At 39.3% G+C, this 19,062-nt stretch carries 21 protein-coding genes; 10 read left to right on the top strand and 11 right to left on the bottom strand.

Going from position 1 to position 19,062, the window contains the following annotated elements; translation table 11 throughout:
* The 8 genes from CJ305_RS19650 to CJ305_RS16050 all read left to right on the top strand — a co-directional run.
* The coding region (locus tag CJ305_RS19650; RefSeq protein WP_223248898.1) for a hypothetical protein at positions 1–242 on the top strand (242 nt) is incomplete at its 5' end.
* The gene (locus CJ305_RS16080) at positions 170–3,736 is read left to right on the top strand and encodes an Ig-like domain-containing protein (protein ID WP_262490587.1); all 3,567 of its coding nucleotides are present in this window, start codon (positions 170–172) and stop codon (positions 3,734–3,736) included. The genes CJ305_RS19650 and CJ305_RS16080, both read left to right, overlap by 73 nt.
* 68 nt (positions 3,737–3,804) lie before the next feature.
* Positions 3,805–4,722 carry a PorP/SprF family type IX secretion system membrane protein gene (locus CJ305_RS16075; RefSeq protein WP_223248899.1) on the top strand — a complete coding sequence of 306 codons (918 nt, stop codon included), beginning with the start codon at positions 3,805–3,807 and terminating at the stop codon, positions 4,720–4,722.
* 20 nt (positions 4,723–4,742) lie between these two features.
* Complete coding sequence (locus tag CJ305_RS16070) at positions 4,743–6,665, top strand: OmpA family protein (protein WP_099647325.1); 1,923 nt, start codon at positions 4,743–4,745, stop codon at positions 6,663–6,665.
* A 105-nt stretch (positions 6,666–6,770) separates the two neighbouring features.
* The gene (gene idi, locus CJ305_RS16065; protein WP_099647318.1) at positions 6,771–7,289 is read left to right on the top strand and encodes an isopentenyl-diphosphate Delta-isomerase; all 519 of its coding nucleotides are present in this window, start codon (positions 6,771–6,773) and stop codon (positions 7,287–7,289) included.
* Complete coding sequence (locus CJ305_RS16060) at positions 7,286–7,699, top strand: 6-pyruvoyl trahydropterin synthase family protein (protein WP_099647317.1); 414 nt, start codon at positions 7,286–7,288, stop codon at positions 7,697–7,699. The genes idi and CJ305_RS16060 overlap by 4 nt, the downstream gene beginning before the upstream one ends.
* A 27-nt stretch (positions 7,700–7,726) precedes the next feature.
* Positions 7,727–8,695 (top strand): type I phosphomannose isomerase catalytic subunit, encoded by a 969-nt coding sequence (locus tag CJ305_RS16055; RefSeq protein ID WP_099647316.1) that lies wholly within the window; start codon positions 7,727–7,729, stop codon positions 8,693–8,695.
* A 76-nt stretch (positions 8,696–8,771) separates the two neighbouring features.
* The gene (locus CJ305_RS16050; RefSeq protein ID WP_099647315.1) at positions 8,772–9,038 is read left to right on the top strand and encodes a hypothetical protein; all 267 of its coding nucleotides are present in this window, start codon (positions 8,772–8,774) and stop codon (positions 9,036–9,038) included.
* Positions 9,039–9,110: 72 nt separating this feature from the next.
* On the opposite strand, the gene CJ305_RS16045 is transcribed toward CJ305_RS16050, so the two are convergent.
* The 3 genes from CJ305_RS16045 to CJ305_RS16035 all read right to left on the bottom strand — a co-directional run bounded on the left by CJ305_RS16045 (position 9,111) and on the right by CJ305_RS16035 (position 11,405).
* Positions 9,111–9,872 carry a DUF4369 domain-containing protein gene (locus CJ305_RS16045; protein WP_099647314.1) on the bottom strand — a complete coding sequence of 254 codons (762 nt, stop codon included), beginning with the start codon at positions 9,870–9,872 and terminating at the stop codon, positions 9,111–9,113.
* A 100-nt stretch (positions 9,873–9,972) separates the two neighbouring features.
* Positions 9,973–10,902, bottom strand: a complete 930-nt coding sequence (locus CJ305_RS16040) for an alpha/beta hydrolase (RefSeq protein WP_099647313.1) — start codon at positions 10,900–10,902, stop codon at positions 9,973–9,975.
* Positions 10,902–11,405, bottom strand: a complete 504-nt coding sequence (locus CJ305_RS16035; RefSeq protein ID WP_099647312.1) for a hypothetical protein — start codon at positions 11,403–11,405, stop codon at positions 10,902–10,904. The genes CJ305_RS16040 and CJ305_RS16035 overlap by 1 nt, the downstream gene beginning before the upstream one ends.
* A gap of 298 nt (positions 11,406–11,703) precedes the next feature.
* Between CJ305_RS16035 and CJ305_RS16030 the strand changes: the two genes are divergently transcribed.
* Positions 11,704–12,480: a S1/P1 nuclease gene (locus CJ305_RS16030; protein ID WP_099647311.1), complete on the top strand. Its 777-nt coding sequence runs from the start codon at positions 11,704–11,706 to the stop codon at positions 12,478–12,480.
* A 22-nt stretch (positions 12,481–12,502) separates the two neighbouring features.
* Here CJ305_RS16030 and CJ305_RS16025 read toward each other — a convergent pair whose 3' ends face one another.
* Both CJ305_RS16025 and CJ305_RS16020 read right to left on the bottom strand, forming a co-directional pair.
* Positions 12,503–13,366 (bottom strand): helix-turn-helix domain-containing protein, encoded by an 864-nt coding sequence (locus CJ305_RS16025; RefSeq protein WP_099647310.1) that lies wholly within the window; start codon positions 13,364–13,366, stop codon positions 12,503–12,505.
* Between the two features lie 303 nt (positions 13,367–13,669).
* Positions 13,670–14,548 carry an AraC family transcriptional regulator gene (locus tag CJ305_RS16020; RefSeq protein ID WP_099647309.1) on the bottom strand — a complete coding sequence of 293 codons (879 nt, stop codon included), beginning with the start codon at positions 14,546–14,548 and terminating at the stop codon, positions 13,670–13,672.
* Between the two features lie 231 nt (positions 14,549–14,779).
* Between CJ305_RS16020 and CJ305_RS16015 the strand changes: the two genes are divergently transcribed.
* A complete protein-coding gene (locus CJ305_RS16015; RefSeq protein WP_189319472.1) occupies positions 14,780–15,343 on the top strand; it encodes a T9SS type A sorting domain-containing protein in 564 nt (187 codons plus the stop codon).
* Positions 15,344–15,392: 49 nt separating this feature from the next.
* Here the strand turns inward: CJ305_RS16015 and CJ305_RS16010 are convergent, their stop codons facing one another.
* From CJ305_RS16010 to CJ305_RS15985, 6 genes are all read right to left on the bottom strand, one after another.
* Positions 15,393–15,755: a DoxX family protein gene (locus CJ305_RS16010; RefSeq protein WP_394340055.1), complete on the bottom strand. Its 363-nt coding sequence runs from the start codon at positions 15,753–15,755 to the stop codon at positions 15,393–15,395.
* 22 nt (positions 15,756–15,777) lie between these two features.
* Positions 15,778–15,969 (bottom strand): hypothetical protein, encoded by a 192-nt coding sequence (locus CJ305_RS19315; RefSeq protein WP_143469400.1) that lies wholly within the window; start codon positions 15,967–15,969, stop codon positions 15,778–15,780.
* Between the two features lie 334 nt (positions 15,970–16,303).
* A complete protein-coding gene (locus tag CJ305_RS16000) occupies positions 16,304–17,020 on the bottom strand; it encodes a DUF429 domain-containing protein (protein WP_099647306.1) in 717 nt (238 codons plus the stop codon).
* A 66-nt stretch (positions 17,021–17,086) separates the two neighbouring features.
* The gene (locus CJ305_RS15995) at positions 17,087–17,671 is read right to left on the bottom strand and encodes an SET domain-containing protein (RefSeq protein ID WP_099647305.1); all 585 of its coding nucleotides are present in this window, start codon (positions 17,669–17,671) and stop codon (positions 17,087–17,089) included.
* A gap of 235 nt (positions 17,672–17,906) precedes the next feature.
* The gene (gene pncA / locus CJ305_RS15990) at positions 17,907–18,515 is read right to left on the bottom strand and encodes a bifunctional nicotinamidase/pyrazinamidase (protein ID WP_099647304.1); all 609 of its coding nucleotides are present in this window, start codon (positions 18,513–18,515) and stop codon (positions 17,907–17,909) included.
* A gap of 30 nt (positions 18,516–18,545) precedes the next feature.
* Positions 18,546–19,061 carry a hypothetical protein gene (locus tag CJ305_RS15985; protein WP_099647303.1) on the bottom strand — a complete coding sequence of 172 codons (516 nt, stop codon included), beginning with the start codon at positions 19,059–19,061 and terminating at the stop codon, positions 18,546–18,548.
* Position 19,062: the final 1 nt, after the last annotated feature.

Genomic DNA, 19,062 nt, shown 5'->3' with positions numbered 1-19,062 from the left:
GCGGTCCAATCACAGTACCAACAGTAGATGATACAGCATTTGAAGAGGATGAAACATTTACAGTCGTAGTAACAGTTACAAATGGAACCGTTGCAAATAGTCCTGTTGAAGCCACTGGAACAATTTCAATGAAGACGGAACGTACACCTATACACCAAACGACGGCTTTATCGGTCAGGACAGCTTCACCTATGAAGTGTGTGACGGTGGTAGCCCACGAGCTTGCGATCAGGCCGATGTAGTGATTCAGGTATTGCCGGTTGGTGGTCCTGAGAATGCAGCCCCTGTAGCTAATGACGACACAGCGATTACTGAAGCAGGTATACCTGTAGACGGTAATGTACTGAGCAATGACTTTGATCCTGATGGTGATACGATCACGGTAACCGGTAATACACAACCAACTAATGGTAGTGTAGTGGTTAACCCTGACGGTAGCTTTACCTATACTCCAGAGCCTGGTTTTGTAGGTGAGGACAGCTTCACGTATACGGTATGTGACAGTGGTAACCCTGCACTTTGTTCCGAAGGAAAAGTAACGATCGAGGTAGTTGCAGATACTGCTAATATAGTAGTGGCCAATGATGATGCGTACTTCGGCTTTATCGGAGACGAGATCACCGGTAATGTAACGGATAACGACAGCGATCCTGAGGGGGATAGCTTTACAGTGACGGGCAACACTGCTCCTGCACACGGAACAGTAGAAATAGGAACAGACGGCAGCTTCACCTATACCCCTGAGATGGGTTATAGCGGAGCAGACCAGTTCACCTATACCATCACAGATGCACAGGGCGCTACTGATACCGCTACGGTATACATCAGCATCGATCCAAGTGAGAACGGTGGTAATGATATCTTAGCGATCAATGACATCAACGATACGTTTGAAGGTCAGGCTGTAAGTGGCGATGTAGGCACTAACGATGAGAACCCGGACGGTCCTGCGGGCAGTGAGGTTTACACGGTAGTGACTCAGCCAGCCAACGGTACTTTGGTCTTCAATGAAGACGGAACGTACACATATACACCAAACGACGGCTTTATCGGTCAGGACAGCTTCACCTATGAAGTGTGTGACGGTGGTAGCCCACGAGCTTGCGATCAGGCCGATGTAGTGATTCAGGTATTGCCGGTTGGTGGTCCTGAGAATGCAGCCCCTGTAGCTAATGACGACACAGCGATTACTGAAGCAGGTATACCTGTAGACGGTAATGTACTGAGCAATGACTTTGATCCTGATGGTGATACGATCACGGTAACCGGTAATACACAACCAACCAATGGTAGTGTAGTGGTTAACCCTGACGGCAGCTTTACCTATACTCCAGAGCCTGGTTTTGTAGGCGAGGACAGCTTCACCTATACGGTATGTGACAGTGGTAACCCTGCACTTTGTTCGGAAGGAAAAGTAACGATCGAGGTAGTTGCAGATACTGCTAATATAGTAGTGGCCAATGATGATGCGTACTTCGGCTTTATCGGAGACGAGATCACCGGTAATGTAACGGATAACGACAGCGATCCTGAGGGCGACAGCTTTACTGTAACTGGTAACACAGCACCTGCACACGGAACAGTAGAAATAGGAACAGACGGTAGCTTCACCTATACCCCTGAGATGGGTTATAGCGGAGCAGACCAGTTCACCTATACCATCACAGATGCACAGGGCGCTACTGATACTGCAACGGTATACATCAGCATCGATCCAAGTGAGAACGGTGGTAATGATATCTTAGCGATCAATGACATCAACGATACCTTTGAAGGTCAGGCTGTAAGTGGCGATGTAGGCACTAACGATGAGAACCCAGACGGTCCTGCGGGCAGTGAGGTTTACACGGTAGTGACTCAGCCAGCCAACGGTACTTTAGTGTTCAATGAAGATGGAACGTATACCTATACACCAAACGACGGCTTTATCGGTCAGGACAGCTTCACCTATGAAGTGTGTGACGGTGGTAGCCCACGAGCTTGCGATCAGGCAGATGTAGTGATTCAGGTGATTCCATTCCCAACTACGACGAATGATCCTCCGGTTGCGAATGATGATACCAATATCACAGAAGTAGGTGTTCCTATTGAAGGCAATGTATTGAGCAATGACTTTGATCCTGACGGAGATCCGATCACGGTAACTGGTAATACTGATCCTGAACATGGAACGGTTGTAATAAATCCTGATGGTACGTATACCTATACTCCAGATCCAGGTTATTCAGGTCAGGATAGTTTTGAGTATACTGTTTGTGATAACGGAGATCCACAGGCTTGTGCAACAGGTACTGTTACCATCGAAGTTATTGCTGATACAGGAAACACTACCGTTGCAAATGATGATGCTTATTACGGAGAATTAAATTCACCTGTTAGCGGTAATGTATTGGACAATGATTCAGACCCTGAAGGCCAAACTCAGACGGTTGATACTTCAGTATCTCCAATAGTGGGTCCAGCTAATGGTACTGTAGTCATTAATAGTGATGGTACATTTACCTATACGCCAAATGACGGCTTTACAGGTACAGATCAATTCACGTATCAGATATTTGATGCAGGTTCGCCTGTGGCAACAGATGTTGCAACGGTGTACATTGTTATCGAAGAATCACCGGTGTCACAACTTCAATTTGTGAAAACTGCAGTGTTGAATGATGAAAATCAGGATGCTTTTGCACAGGTTGGAGAAACCATTACCTATACCTTCACGGTAACCAATACGGGTAATACCAGTGTAAGTGATATTGTAATTGAAGATGATAGACTTGATATTTCCGGACTTGCTTTAGTTCCCGAAACATTAGCTGCCGGTGAAAGCGGTGTGGTGACGGCAGTTTACACGATCACTCAGGAAGATATTGAGGCAGGTTTTGTAACGAACACGGCAATTGCTACAGGTACAGATCAGTTTGGAGAAGAAGTTACCGATGTTTCAGATAACGGAGACGAACTTGCTGATGACGATGGTGACGGTGATCCGGGTAATGATCCTACCGTAACAGTTACTCCTGGAGTTACAGGAATGAGTGTTGAGAAAGTAGGAGTGTTTAATGACGAAGATGGTGATGGTATTCCAGACGAAGGTGAAACGATTACCTATACGTTTACGGTATACAATACGGGTGAGACAGCAATATTTGATATTGTAATTGACGATCCATTAGTTCCTGTTACAGGTGGACCAATAGACCTTGCTCCAGGCGCAGTTGATTCTTCAACCTTCAGTGCAATCTACACGATCACTCAGGAAGATATTGAATCAGCAGGTGTAACTAACCAGGCTATTGCTAGTGGAGTATTATCTAATGGTGAAGTGATTGAAGATCTTTCAGATGATCCAAACAATACAACAGATGAGGATCTGGATGGAGATGGTGAGCCTGATGATGCGACGTTTACACCACTACAAGGTGTCGAAAATGTAGAAGATATAATCGTCTACAATGTGATGACTCCAAATGGTGATGGATTGAATGATATCTTTATGATTCAGAATATTGAGAACTTCCCTAATAACAAGGTTCAAATATTTAACCGATGGGGTGTTGAAGTATTCAGTACTACAGGATACAATCCAATGAGTGATAATGTCTTTAGAGGATTCTCTGACGGTCGCGCAACAGTGCGAAGAGGAGAACGATTACCTACAGGTACTTATTACTATGTTATCGAGTACGAGCGCGATAATGGAGAAATACGTCGATTAGCTTCATTCTTATACATTAATTAATAAAACATCATTAGATGAGTATTTATAAAAACAAGCTGGTAATGATGAAAAGAATAGTAAAAAGTCTAATGTGTGGTTTTGTTGTGCTTCTGAGCTTTAATGCTCAGGCACAACAAGATCCTCAATATACACAGTATATGTATAACCCACTGGTTATAAACCCTGCCTATGCAGGTAACCGTGGAGTGACCAGTATATTGATGTTGCACCGTAGTCAGTGGGTAGGTCTTGACGGAGCTCCCAGAACACAAAACCTTACTGTTCACAGTCCTATTGGTCTGGGTAAGGTGGGACTGGGTTTTAGTTTAGTAAACGATGCTTTAGGTCCCGCACGTGAAACCTATTTCAATGCAGATTTCAGTTATACCATTGAAACGGGTATGGAAGGTAAACTAAGCTTTGGTTTAAAAGGATCACTGAACTTATTAGATGTAGACTTTGCTCGGACTAATCCTTTCAATGCCGGAGATCCTTTTTTGATTAACATAGATAACAAGCTTTCTCCAAATGTTGGTGTAGGTATTTTTTATCATAATGAAAAGTTCTATGGTGGACTGTCGGCACCACAGTTATTGCAAACCAATCATTTTGATCGGAGCGGTACGCAAACAGCTGAGACTTTTGTTGCTGAAGAGCGCATTCACTATTATGGTTTGGCAGGTTATGTATTTGACTTAAGCAGTGATGTCAAGTTTAAACCCTCTACCCTTGTTAAAATGGTAGCTGGGGCGCCATTGGCTGTAGATGTTAACGCTAACTTTTTATTCTATGACAAACTTACTTTAGGAGCTTCCTATCGCTGGAGTGCTGCTTTAAGTGGTTTAGTAGGATTTCAAATAAGTGATGGTCTTTTGGTAGGTTTTGCCTATGATCGTGAAAGTACTGAATTGGGTAATGCCACGTACAATGACGGTACTTATGAAGTCTTCTTACGCTTTGAATTGTTTAAAGAGTACGACAGAATGCTAACTCCTCGATTCTTCTAAAATCAAAAACTATGAACCTTATGTTTAAAAAATTACAACTTTCAATAGTAGTTCTGGTTTGTTTTAGCACGTTTGTCTATGCTCAGGAACGCGATCTTTCTAAAGGAACAAAGAAGTTTAATCAATATGCTTTTGTAGATTCTCAAAAGATATTTTTACGTGTAGCAGAAGCAGGTTACGAGTCTGCAGATCTTTTTGGGAAACTCGCAGATAGTTATTATTACAATGCAGATTATGATGATGCTGCAAAGTGGTACGCAAAACTGGTTGAGAAATACCCTCAGGAAGTAACACCTAATCAATATTTTCGTTACGCTCAGACTTTGCGGGCTACTGAAGATTATGATGCTTCAGATGCCATGATCAAAAAATATGAAGAATTGGCTCAGGCCGAAGGTGACGGTTATGACAATGCGGTGTCTATAAACGAAATAAAATCGGGCAATGCTTTTGGTACATTTGAGATTGAACGTCTTAGCGCCAATAGTGTTGGCTATTCTGATTTTGCTCCTGCCTATTTTGGTGAAAAATTATTGTTTTCTTCAACACGCGATACCGGTACTTTGACCACTCGAATCCACTCCTGGAATAATCAGCCTTTTTTAGATTTATATATTGGTGATATTACAGACCAGGGGCAGGTAAATGGAGTTTCTAAATTTAAAGGAAGCGTAAATACCGAATTTCACGAGAGTACCGCAAGCCTTTCGCCAGATGGGAATACGCTTTACTTTACACGAAATAATTTCACCAATGAGGTCTATCGTGCCGATAAGAAGAATACTAATAAGTTAAAACTTTACAAGGCTACAAGAACAGGAGATGGTCCTTTTGGTGATGTTCAGGAATTACCTTTTAATAGCGACAGTTTCTCTACAGCGCATCCTGCAGTTTCAGCAGATGGTAAAACACTCTATTTTTCATCAGATCGAGAGGGTACTTACGGCGAATCTGATTTATGGAAGGTTGAGATCACTGAAAATGGATACGGTACCGTTGAAAATCTTGGTGCAGACATAAACACCCCTGGCAGAGATACCTTTCCGTTTGTTGATGCAGATGGTAAGCTGTATTTCTCTACTGACGGTCGTGGAGGCCTTGGAGGTCTTGATGTGTATGTTTACGATTCTGAGAAGAACAGTATTACAAATTTAGGAGAGCCTGTAAACAGCCCTAAAGATGACTTTACCTTTATCTACGACACAGAATCGAGTACAGGCTACTTTGCTTCAAACCGTTCAAATGATCCTTTGGATGATGATATTTACACGTTTACCAGAGCTGCCTGCGAAAGCACGCTCATAGTACAGGTAATCGATAAAAATACCAGAGAGCCCTTAAATGGTGCTCAGGTAGGTATTCGCAACATCGATAATGAACTTATAATTGCAGGGGTTGCGGAAGCTCCTGATGCTAAGTTTAATTATGAGAATCCGGATTGTGGCGCAGATTATTTTGCAAGAGCAGAAATGGAAGGTTACGCGACAGCTGAGAAGAATGTTACCATTCCCGAAAAATCGAGTGAGGTAGTACTCGTTATTGAACTTGAGCCTTCAATTATTGATATTCCACCAGACTTCGATTTAGCTAAGTTAATCAATCCTATCTATTTTGATTTTGATAAATCGTATATACGACCTGATGCGGCAGTTGAGCTAGCCAAGATTATCGAAATTATGAAAGAATACCCTCAGCTTCGTATCGATGTGCGCTCCCACACCGATAGTCGCGGTAATGATGCATACAATATGGCTCTTTCAGAGAGACGTAATAAGTCAACAATTGATTACATAGTTGAGAAAGGTGGTATAAGTCGAGATCGTTTAACAGGTAGAGGCTATGGAGAATCACAATTGCTTAATGAATGTAGCAATGGTGTATCGTGTACTGAAGAGCAACATCAGCTTAACAGACGCAGTGAATTTCTTGTTCAGGATTATTAATACGCATCTAACATAACAAAAACCCTAAAGCCTTCTGAATAAGAAGGCTTTTTTATATTGTTAAGCCTCAAGTGTATTTGTACATTTACCAAAAAAAAGCAAACTATGACAGAAGAACTGGTAATTCTTGTTGATGAAAACGATAACCAGGTGGGCTTAATGCCAAAAATGGAAGCCCACGAAAAGGCATTATTACACAGAGCATTTTCGGTGTTTATATTTAACGATGCTAAAGAGCTTATGATACAGCAACGCGCGCTGTCAAAATACCATTCTCCCGGTTTATGGACCAATACGTGTTGCAGTCATCAGCGGGAAGGGGAGAGCCATATTGCAGCTGGTAAAAGACGCCTGATGGAAGAAATGGGGTTCACGGCAGAGCTTGAAGAAAGTATCTCATTTATTTATAAGGCCCCCTTCGATAATGGTCTTACTGAGCACGAATACGATCATATCCTAACAGGATCTTATAACGGAGAACCCAATTTAAATCCTGAAGAAGTGGCAGCCTGGAAATGGATGTCTTTACCCGATATCAAAACCGATATGGAAAAGAATCCACAAGTGTATACAGCCTGGTTTAAAATTATTTTTGAGAAGTTCTACAATCATATTGAGCAATGACCCGAGTAACTGTAAAACGTAAGGCCCATTTTAATGCTGCACACAGACTGTTTAGAGCAGATTGGGATGATCAAAAGAATCTGGAAGTTTTTGGCAAGTGCAGTTACCCTAACTATCATGGTCATAATTATGATTTGATCGTAAGCGTAACCGGGGCTATTGATCCTGAGACGGGATTTGTTATCGACTTAAAAGTGCTTAAAGACCTTATCAAAGAAGAGATCGAAGATCATTTTGATCATAAAAACTTAAACGAAGACTTACCCGAATTCAAAAATCTCAATCCTACTGCAGAAAATATTTGTGTGGTAATTTATAATAAATTGAAGAGTAGGCTTGATACTAAATTTGACCTTGAAATAACGCTTTACGAGACTGCTCGCAATTTTGTGACCTATTCAGGAACTTAAACTCAAAACAATTAGCTGATTTATACTATGCAAACATCATTTTATCCGTTTACCTTTCAGCCTGTATTAAAGGAGAAAATATGGGGAGGTCAAAAGCTTTATTCTTTATTTCAGAAAGGCAATGACGCCCAGGCAAAAATGGGAGAGAGTTGGGAAATTGCAGATCTTCCGGAGGGACAAAGCCTTGTTAAGAGCGGAGACCTGCAGGGAAAAACCTTGCACGAACTTATTGAAATGAATCCGGAAGCTTTATTAGGCGAAAAAGTCTATAAGCGATTTGGTAAAAATTTTCCATTGCTGATAAAATTTATAGATGCAGCTCAGGATCTTTCCATTCAGGTACACCCCACAGATGAGACTTCACCCACAGGAACCGGTAAGACAGAGATGTGGTATATTATGCAAGCTGATCCCGGAGCTTTGTTAACTGTAGGTTTTAACAAAAAAATCACTAAGGAAGAGTACGATAAGCGTATTGAAGATCTTTCCATAGAAGAAGTGATGGATACTCATGTGGTTACCGAAGGAGATTCATTTTTTATTAATGCCGGTCGCATTCACGCCATTGGAGGTGGGGTTTTATTGGCCGAAATTCAGCAAACCTCAGACGTAACCTATCGTGTGTATGACTACAACCGCAAAGACGATTCAGGGAATTTAAGAGACTTACACGTTGCTGAGTCGCGTGAAGTGCTGGACTTTGAGCTAACCCAGGATTTTAAGCTGGAATACGACAGGAAAGCAAGTAATACACCTCAAACGCTTAAGCATCATACCTATTTTAAAACCGACTGGCTCAAGTTGGAAGGTAAAGACTACATCATAAACAGAACAGATTCATTTACTATTCTCATAGTAGTTTCCGGAAGTCTCACTTATGAAGGTAGCGGTGCTTCAGGATCTATTAATACCGGGCAAACTTTGCTGTTACCCGCGGCAAACAGCGGACTTACAATCTCAGCTGAAGCTTGTGAAGTCTTAGAGGTTTATCTCTAAGAGAATTTTGTAATGATTTTTGACAGATCTGTCTTACTACCTAAAATAGACTTACTTTTGCAGAAAATTTAGAATTATGGCAAGTATACGAGACTTAAAAAAAGACATCAATTTTGTATTGGGTGATATTATAGAAGCAGCTTATTTCTGGGAAGCTTCTAATCCTAAAGAAGATCATAAAGAAGCAGAAGCTATTGTAGATGATTCTATAGCTTTATTTGATGAGTTAATCTCTAAAGTAAACGATCAAACCGTAGAAAATAGAAGAAAACATCTTAAAGCGGTTAATACCGAGCTTGAGGAAAAAGCAGGTAAATTAATCGATAGGGTTAACGCGCTCTAATCTTCGATTGGTAACAAACAAAAATCCGGTAATGTATCATTACCGGATTTTTGTTTTTATGCTAGCTGTTAATTATTCTTCGATGCCGTCTGTTTCCGAGATTGTTTTGGTCTGAGTCTGCTCTTCGATGTTAGTATTCTCGCGCTCTTCGATATAATCTTTCAGAACTTTACCGTATTTAGAACGTCTTACTTTTGGTTCTAATGATTTGTAAATGGTATCGAGATACTTCACATTTGCATCAAAAATTTCGGACACGGCAAGATAAGGGGCGATTTCGTAATCTTTATTGTTCATTGCGAAGTTAACCGTGTACAAATATTTTCGCTTAATAAGATTTTGAATCTTTTGGTCATAGAATACTATAGAGTCTTCGTTTTCGTCTTTGCGAACCTCAAAGCTCTTTTTAATCAAGTTTAGATTTTCATCATTAAACCTGCGCAGAACTTTATTGTATTCATCAAGCTTTAGTTGATTTTCTGAGCCTGTAATAGCCACCTGACTCTGAAAATTTTTGAGGGAGGTGTTTAAGGTCATTTCTCCAGGCTCTGCAAAAATCAAAATACGATCATCATAGTCTGAGGCGTCAACTTTTTCTAAAGTAAGGTAAACAACCTGAGGCTCTTTAAGATCTGCGTACAGTTCAAACTCCGGATCGCCATCAACAACTACACTATCCAGATTGACAAGCACGGTATCTTCAACTTTCTGGAGGTAGAGAACCCCTTTTCGTAAACCGTTTACTTTACCGGTTAGAACAAAGTTTCCACTCTTGCTACAGCTGAGCAGTGTACTAAAAAGTAAACAATAAACAAGTAAATTTTTAATCTGCATAAGGTTGTTTTTAAGGGGTACAAATATGCCTAAATTCTGTAAGATATACCACTATAAAAGCCTTCTTAAATTTTACAAATAACCGAAATGAAATTCAGGTTTAGTTTTTGCCTTCTCTGACAAATAAGGCAATTTCTTGAATAAGCTCTTTTACAACCGGAAGTCCGGGATTGCTGTAGGTTTTTGCATTTTCTAAATCATCACCATTCACTTCTTTTAGCACGTGATTCATAGAATCAATTAGCACAAGTTTTGCTTCGGGTTTAGCTTCTTTAAGCAACTGGGATTCACTTGGAGGAACCTGTATATCTTTTGTACCTGATATTAGCAGAATGGGAATATCAAGATCTTGAATTACTGTTGTTGGATCATAAATCATCCAACTCTTCATAAAGGGTTGCACCGAAGGTCTTAAGAGTGAGGCCAGACCTATACTAAAGTTTTCGGCTTTGCCCTGAGTTTTTAAATCATTAAAAGCCTGCCTGGCATTCTCAACAAGTCCGGGAGCCTGTTTGGTCAATTGGTCTATAATGAGCAAGTCAAGAGGCTGACCACTGCCTGCAAGTGAAACAAGTTTATCTACCGGTTCGTTCAAGGCAGCAAGGCTGGCAACAAGTGCACCCTGACTGTGACCTATAAGAGTAATATGTCTAAAACCTTGATTCTTAAAATAGCGAACTACATCTTCAGCGTCTTTTACAAAGTCGTCAAAACGTAAATCCTCTTCTTTTAAAGCATTATTCCGAAGAAGCTTGAGAATCCTTTTGTCGTATCTATATGTAGCAAAACCTTCACGGGTAAGTGCTTCTGCCAGTTTTTTTAGACTGTTATTCTGTTGCATTTGCTGGTTGCCGTTGCGGTCAGTAGGACCCGATCCGGCAATGATTATGGCAAGCGTGTCCGTCTTAGTTAAAGGTTCTAGTAAGGTGCCACTTATTAAGTCGTTTACACGTATTTCAGATTCCGTCCACTGCTGCGCACTTGAAGATAGCGACAGAAACAAAACAAGCACGTAAAGAAATGGTTTCATTACAAAGTAGAGTTTACCGGAATTTTATAATGGTCAAGAATCTTTTTCATTTTTTCAGGGTATTGCGTACCCAGAAGTAACTCATTACCATCCTTAAAATAGAGTTGAACACCTTTATTTCCTTTCGTGTTCAAAGCTTTTCGTTTGGTAAATGATATTCGATAACCCCAGCCTCCATATTCACGTATAGGATTGTATTTGCGTACCGTAGCGCTTTTAATTTCTTCCCAGGCCTTGAATCGGGATTTGATGTGGAATGGAAAAAACCGGTAGGTGATTCCTCGGGAATCAATTAATGTTTCAAGCTTAAAAACATACCAAAAACCTATAAATACGCCCAGAATAACTATAATGCTAAGTATAACTGATGCGATTTCAAAACGCGATAGCTTAAGCGTGTCCCAATCCATAATAAGCGGACTTACTGCAAGGGCAAGTATTACGACTAAAAGCAGTCGTAACCACCATTGGTCAAATCGTTGGACTTCTTTAAAGGTATTCATATGGGACCAAATCTATAAGTGTTAGCTACTATCAAAGTTATTAAGAAAAATCTAGGCTCAACCACAATTAAACGTAAGATAGCATTATTTGTTACAGCTTTAAACCAGTTCTTTCTTATCTAAAAATATACCAAAATTGATAAAGGGTCATCATGACCCGGTATTCAAAAAAATTAAGAATAAATAAGTCTGTAATAGACTCTTAATCAGTTTTTAAGGGGGTCTAGTGGTTTTGCTGTAGGCTAAAAGGGTGTTTCATGGTGGCTATAATGCTTACTTTTGCAAAAAAAAATAGGCAATGAATAAATTAGGTATCTGTATTTTACTCACGTTATTATCCTGCTTTTCAGGCCTGGCTGATGATTGGGGTCAAAAAGGACATAGGGCAACAGCAGCTATTGCAACTAATTATCTATCCGGTAAAGCAAAAAAGGCTATAAAGGAAATTCTGGAAGATGAGACCTTAGTAACCGTTTCTACTTATGCTGATGAAATAAAAAGCTACAAGGAATATCGAAAGTACAGCAGCTGGCATTATGTAAATATCGAGCCCAGGTTGAGTTACGCGGATGCTGATAAGAATGAATACGGCGATTTAGTAATGGCCATCAGAACCTGTGAAGACGTATTGACGAGTGATACGAGTTCCAGGGAAGAAAAAGCATTTCACCTTAAACTGCTGGTACATTTTATAGGTGATTTGCACCAACCTTTGCACTTAGGTCACGCAGCTGATAAAGGCGGAAATGATTTTCAGGTGCGCTGGTTTAAAGATGGTACCAATCTGCACTCAGTTTGGGATACTAAAATGATTGAAGGTTACGGAATGTCTTATAGTGAATTGAGCACTAATTTCGGTAAAGTGACAAAAAAGGAATTTAAGATGTTTACCTCTGGTGATTTGTTATCATGGGTTTCAGAGGGCCAAAAACTGGCCGACGAGGTATATAGTTCTGCCGAAATAGGAGAGGAATTAGGGTACCGGTATTCTGCAGACTATATGAGTCTTGTGACTCAACAACTGCAAAAAGGAGGACTCAGACTGGCTGCTGTTTTAAATGAAATTTTTGACTAAATCCTAAATCTGAGACCTAATTTCACTCCTGTCCGTTATCAATCTTAAACTGCTTTGGAGTACTGTCGCAATATTTCTTAAAGATTCGGGTTAGATGGCTTTCATCGGTAAAGCCTAATTGAATTGCAATCTGTGAGACGGTGAATTCAGAATTCAATAAACGGTCTTTTACTATCTCTAGTTTATAAAGAATGATATAATTGTGCAGGGAATTACCCGTTTCTTTCTTAAAGTAATTACTTAAAGTACTACTGGTAATGTGAAAATGTCTTGCGATGTTAGCAATCTTGAGCTTTTTAGAGTCGTAAATATTGTATCTGATGTATGCGTAAATCTCATCTATACGTTCTGTCTTCTTGGCTGACTTAAGTAATAATTCCTTTGAAAATGGAGTGTCTGTAACATTGCGCGCTAAAATACTTAAGAGCGTACTCAGCATATTAGCTATGATTTCGAGATAGTATTGTTCCTTGTTGGAATTTTCTTTATTTATAAAGAAGATAATACGCCAAATTAAATCCTGATCTTCCATTTTGCGCACGGCGGTATCAAAACTGCGCTTGGGATGATTGAAGATATACTCGCACCTTCTGAGCCAATACTGTCTTTCGTTGAGATTTATTTTGCTCGAAAACATAAGTTGCGTCAAGCGGTAGACTATAAAAGTGGTGGTTTCGTAAATTTTTATCTCGGGTTTTTCCTCTTGAGAAAATATGAAACTGTCTCGACCTTTATAATTGATTGTCTTTCCATTAAGACTTATGCGACCACTTCCTTCTTCAATGAAGATCATTTCAAAATAGACATCATCACGACTTTGAGGATCCCACCTGGATGTGGTGAATCTATTTATGTAGAAAATTTCCTGCCAATTAAGTAGAATCATGGTTGGGTATGATTTTTTAGATTTGGGACTTTAGAATTCTAACTGATCAATACTAATAGTTGTTAAAAACTTTTAAAAGTTACGGTTTGACTAATAATTTAACACTATTGTAAGAATGAAAATCTTACAATGCATCATAAAAATACGTCAAAATGATGATAAAATAACCTAGGGAGGGACTGAATTTGAGGGTTGATAAATGTAATTAAAATAATGTTTCCCTATAAACAAATAGCGTTAATTTCACACTTATAACCGTACTTGCCAGAATTTTACAAGTACTTAATCGGATTTAGATATCCTTTAAGAGACAACGTTTTTTAGCTCGTTTCGGTAAGTTGAAGGAGTTTTACCAGTGAACTTTTTGAATTGTTTATTGAAGTGACTGAAGTTATTGAATCCACTTTCAAAACATACATCTGTGATACTGATGGGCTTTTCATGGAGAAGCTTTGCGGCGTGAACCAGGCGATACTCATTTACAAACTGCGTAAAAGTCTTTCCTGTAATTTTTTTAAAATATCTGCAGAAGGCAGGAACGGTCATATTTACTAATTCAGAAATTTCTTCTAATGAGATTTGTCTTTTAAATTCTTCCTTTACAAAGTTAAATATGACATTTATACGGTTATTATCTTGTAACTCAGTTTCAAGAATAAAACCCTGAGCATTCAAAATGGTATAATTATCAGTCCGATCAAGAAGTTTAAGGATTTCCAGAAGGCCCAAAAGACGCTCGTAGCTTTGTAGATCTTTTAAAGATTCAATCTTTGAGCCAATCTCACGCTTAGAGTCACCATGGAACACGATCCCCATTTTAGCTCGTTCAAATAATCCCTGAATACTTCGCATCTCAGGAATTTGAAAAAAAGATTCACCTAGAAAATCAGGTTTCATTTGTATTACGGTTTCACGCTCATAATTGCTTAACGAGTCTGTGAAGCCACAATGCGGCAGGTTTGAGCCAATCAGAATAAGTTCGCCGTTTCTATAATACGAAATATGGCTGCCTACTTGCCTTTTACCAGTACCTTTCTTTACATAAACAAGCTCAAGCTCGGGGTGGTAGTGCCAGAAATTAAGATTGTTGTTCTCGTGGTTTTCATCGTAGGTTCTATATGAAAATGAACTGCCAAAACCGGGTTCAATTTTCTCAAAAGCGGGTTTTGGGGATTTTATCATAATTAGAAATCTTTTTAGCTACTCTAAAATTAGTCAAGAGCAATCATAATTGACTATGCTATTTTAACCTTAATATGTATATTTTTCACAAAATTAAAATTTAAATCGGTTGTGGAGTTAAAATAGGACATAAATATGCATAATGGCTTCTATTTAGAAGTGGAAAATCGCCCTAAGTTTGTATCAAACAAATTGAAAAAACCCAAAACTATGAAAACTCTATTTAAAACTTTGGTTCTGTTTACAATCGTACTTTTAAGTTTGAATGTAAACGCAGCAGACGGAATAGCGGTAACAGTTAATGACAATTTCCGCGTTAATGTAGCTTATACTAATGCTATAGAAGGTGCTCAGATCTATCTTGAAGATGTTGACGGAGAGCGATTATTTAGTGAATATGCAGGCGCTACTTCAAATGACAGTAAGACTTTAAGTCTTGAAGAACTTCCCGTTGGAAAGTATTATCTTATTTATGAAGATGACTATGCAAAATCATATACAACAATTTCAAGAAAATCTGACGGACTTGATATTGTAAGTGATGAGAGCAAAACCATCTTTAAGCCAAGTTACAAAGTAAATGAAGGTATTGTTTTGATCTCCTTTACTAATCCTAAAGAAGTAAAAACAACAACCCGTATCTATGATGCAAATGGTGAGATCATTGAATCTATTTCAAATAAAGATCTTATTGTAAAACAGGCTTTAGACCTAAATTCATTACCTGCAGGTACCTATAAAATAGGAGTATCTATAGGAAACGATTACTTTACTAAAGCTATTACGCTTCAGTAATCAGATACTAAAAAACTTTACAAAGACCCACGCCAAAGCGTGGGTTTTTTTATGTGTTGAGGTAAAAATAGGCCCAGTACATGAGGCCAAATTGTAAAAGTAATCTGAGCCAGAGCAACCATTTGGGTAAATTAAGGCCAGCCTTGGCAGATGAAAGCATATATACGTGGACCAGCAGAAAAACAGCTAGCATCGCAATTATTCCCCAAGTAGCAAGTACTTGTGTTGAATCAAAAAATAATAATATACCAAAAACTACTTCAGCAAGGCCGCTAAGGTATACCAGTGTTCTATGGGCAGGCAGATATCTGGGCATAATGCGCATATACGCTTTTGGCTTTATAAAATGCATAATGCCTGCAACAATATACATTGCCGCCATACTATAATAGTGCCAGGGAGCCTCAATCATAAATCTGAATTTGTAAGGGAGTCTAATCACGTCTGTCTTTCTTTTCAGAAATAAGAACAGCTAAAAATTTTTTAAATACTCCCAGAGATTTCTGGTCTAAATATACCGGTTTAAAACAAATAGATTTACCCGAATTAGACTTAAGTACATAATCACCCTTAGCATTTACTACAAATTCTGACAAGTCACTGACGGGTAAGATTTTATCTTTCAAAAAATGATGTCTTATTATTTGCGTTTCACTAAGGGTTAGGACTGGGCGTTTAGTGAGGTATACAAAATAAAGGATAAAGAAGAGCGCAAAAGCAATGATCCAAAAATCAAACGCATCAGGCTTTGGTTTAGAAATGATTCTAAATCCGAAAATCAGAAGCCAAAGAATACCCAACGTAAGATTGAGAAAGCGCTTTCGTTTGCGGTGCCTAAGTGTAATCATAGGTGAAAGGTTTTGTTTTGATAATCAAAAATTTGGTCACGATTAAGTTAGGCCTGGCGAATATAAGTATTGGAAAGTCTGAAATTTTATGGAATTCCGTAAAATTTAAAATTTATTCGCTTTCGGGATTGTGATAACCTATTCTAATAGGGATTTTAAACGCGTCGTGAAGATTAGCATCTATTAAAAAATCAGGCTGTTGTTCTGAATTGAGCCGGTTAGCCAAACATAAAACCAGCGCGTCTGCAATGTCATCGGGCTTTACGTTTTTACGTAAGGTATTTTTTAGTATTTCATAAAACAGCTTCGCGCAATCAGGGTCGTACCTGTTGATGATGCTAAGACGCTCTTCAATTCCTGCTTTCTGGGATTTTTTTGTCTGAAGAATGCTGCCATTTAAATATTTAAAACACAGTTCAGGATGTGACTCAATAAGCTCGATAGGAGAGCTACAATTCCGTATAAACAGATCAACCTCACAGATTTTATCCTTAATATTTAGCGATTGCTCAGAAAGACTTTTTCCTGTAGCCTCCTTGTTTAGCTGCTTGGCCAGATCCCGGTTCTTTTCATAAACAGCAGCTCTTACCGGCACACTAAAAACGGTTGAGCTTCGGTTTTCTAATTCCGTTCGTAGAACCTGTTCAATCGTACGAGGGTACTCTTTAGAAGCCAGGCCAATGGGCATATCAATGAACACCCGGGATTTTAGATTTAAACAGGAGGTTAGGTCGTTTATTTTTGGAACAACCTCCCAATCGTAGTTGCCGCTTTCGTAAGTAATAAGTAGCCATCCCGCTTTGCAACCGTCTATTCCACCAAAAATCATCTCTTTTTGATGAAAAATACGGTTTAAATACGTTCTAAAAGGGACAGATTCTTATTTTTTGCGCCTTTAAGGCCGAAAGTAATTTTCTCCAATGGAAGCCATCGTTACCTGACCGGCATTGATTGCCTGGATCGTAGACCAGATTTCTCCGGAAACCAGATTTTTAAGAGGCTGATTAACTTCAAGAATTTTCGGAAACACTTCAAGTAATTGAGCATCCCACATTTCGGAAAAATTCAATAAATCATCAGAATACACCACTTTTCTGGAGGTGCCTTCATCTATACCTTCAAACGGACTGGTTACGTTGAGATAGCCATAGTCGTCAGTCAGTTCTTCTCCGGGGTGAATGTCACGAATAGCAATTTCAAAATCGTACGCGGTGCTTAAACAATTCGATTTAAAACTGTGATTCACAAATCTGCCGTTATCCCAACACAGAACCATATTCCCACTTTTGTTCCGGTAGGTATAGGTGTCCAGAATATGTTGATAAAGCGGATCGAGCTTTTGAAATTCGGCAGGACTAAACTCCCGGTCGAGTTTGTCTAATGCCCAGGTAATGGTGCCCGCTGGGATGAATTGAGTGGCTACAACGCCATGACCTTTTTGTTCGTTAATAAAGCGTATTTCAGTATGTGGGTGTATCATAAAAATGATGCGGAATACCGCAATTCTGGTTGGTGTTTATGGTGTACTAATCGTATCTAATGTAAATACTTTTTTGATTGAAAATTCATAATTTTTTATACTGAAAATACAGGTAATCGAATTGCCTTCTTGCCGAAATTGGCGCATAAAAAAGCCTGCATAATGCAGGCTGTAAGCTGTAATTAACCGGTAGTCTTAAGTGGTCAAGTACTATCCTTTGATTGAATTCTTCGCCCTAAAATAAGTCTTCAGCGCGCTTAATTCTTCCACCCTTATCAAGAATTTGTTTTTTTGTAGCCTCAAAAGCATCTTCATTTAAGGCTCGTGTAGCATCTTCAAAGAGGGTTGCTTTAAAACCCTCATTGAGGGCATCCAGTACCGAGAATCCAACACAATATTCCGCGGCAAGACCACAAAAATAGATTGAGGTAACCCCCTTCTCCTTTAAATATCCCGATAGTCCTGTTGATTTGAGGTGAGCATTATCATAGAAGCCGCTGTAACTGTCAATTTTTGGGTCGGTACCTTTTCTAAAAATAGCTTCAATGCGCGAAGCGTTAAGGTGGGGGTGAAAATCTGCTCCGTCTGAAGTCTGAATGCAATGTACAGGCCACAACGTCTGCTCAAGGCCGTCAAGCTCTATGGTCTCAAATTCTGCTTTATTGTGATGGTTTTCAGCAAAGCTGGAATGATTTTCAGGATGCCAGTCCTGAGTGGCGATGACCAGTTCAAATTTATCCTGTAGCTTGTTTACCAGTGGAATAATCTGGTCTCCGCCGGGTACCGCGAGCGCTCCGCCAGGCATAAAATCATTTTGCATATCTATGATGAGAAGTGCTTTCATATAGTAGTAACGTTCTAGTGGGTTTGTGATTTAGTTTTCAGGAAGGCTTAGCTTGTCTGAAGCTGCCTGTAAGAGTAAAACAGCACAGCCCCGCGTGCGGGCACCAAAAATGGCCATAGCTTCTGTACCTTCCAGTATTTGAATACCTTCAATGTTTTGCGGAATGAGCTTTTCAACCAATGCTATAGATTCCGGATTTTTCTTCAAATCAATTTCAGTTTGAATATTTTCTGAATTCAACACCATTAAAATCTTACAATCAGATGTTACTTGAGGTAATGATTCCTGTCTTGCTTTCAGGCTTTTTTTAGATTCATCAGATAAACCGGTGTGCGAAATTCCCGGTCTCGGAGCAATATAAATGCTATCGCTGTAAATCTTTTCTCTTATGGCTTTAAGCTGAAGCTCTTTGGTGTCTAAATTCTTAAAGGACTCTATCCAAGCGGCATTATCTTCTTTCGTGAGGTATTCCTTTTCATTTTCAGATTGGGCAGAAAGTTTTGAGAAGGATAGGGCCAGAAGTAGAAATAAAGTAAGTTTTTGCAAG

It is taken from the genome of Leeuwenhoekiella nanhaiensis (assembly GCF_002744755.1).
Classification (GTDB): Bacteria; Bacteroidota; Bacteroidia; order Flavobacteriales; family Flavobacteriaceae; genus Leeuwenhoekiella; species Leeuwenhoekiella nanhaiensis.
Note: the sequence above shows the minus strand (reverse complement) of the source record. Positions and strands in the feature narration are given on the sequence as shown.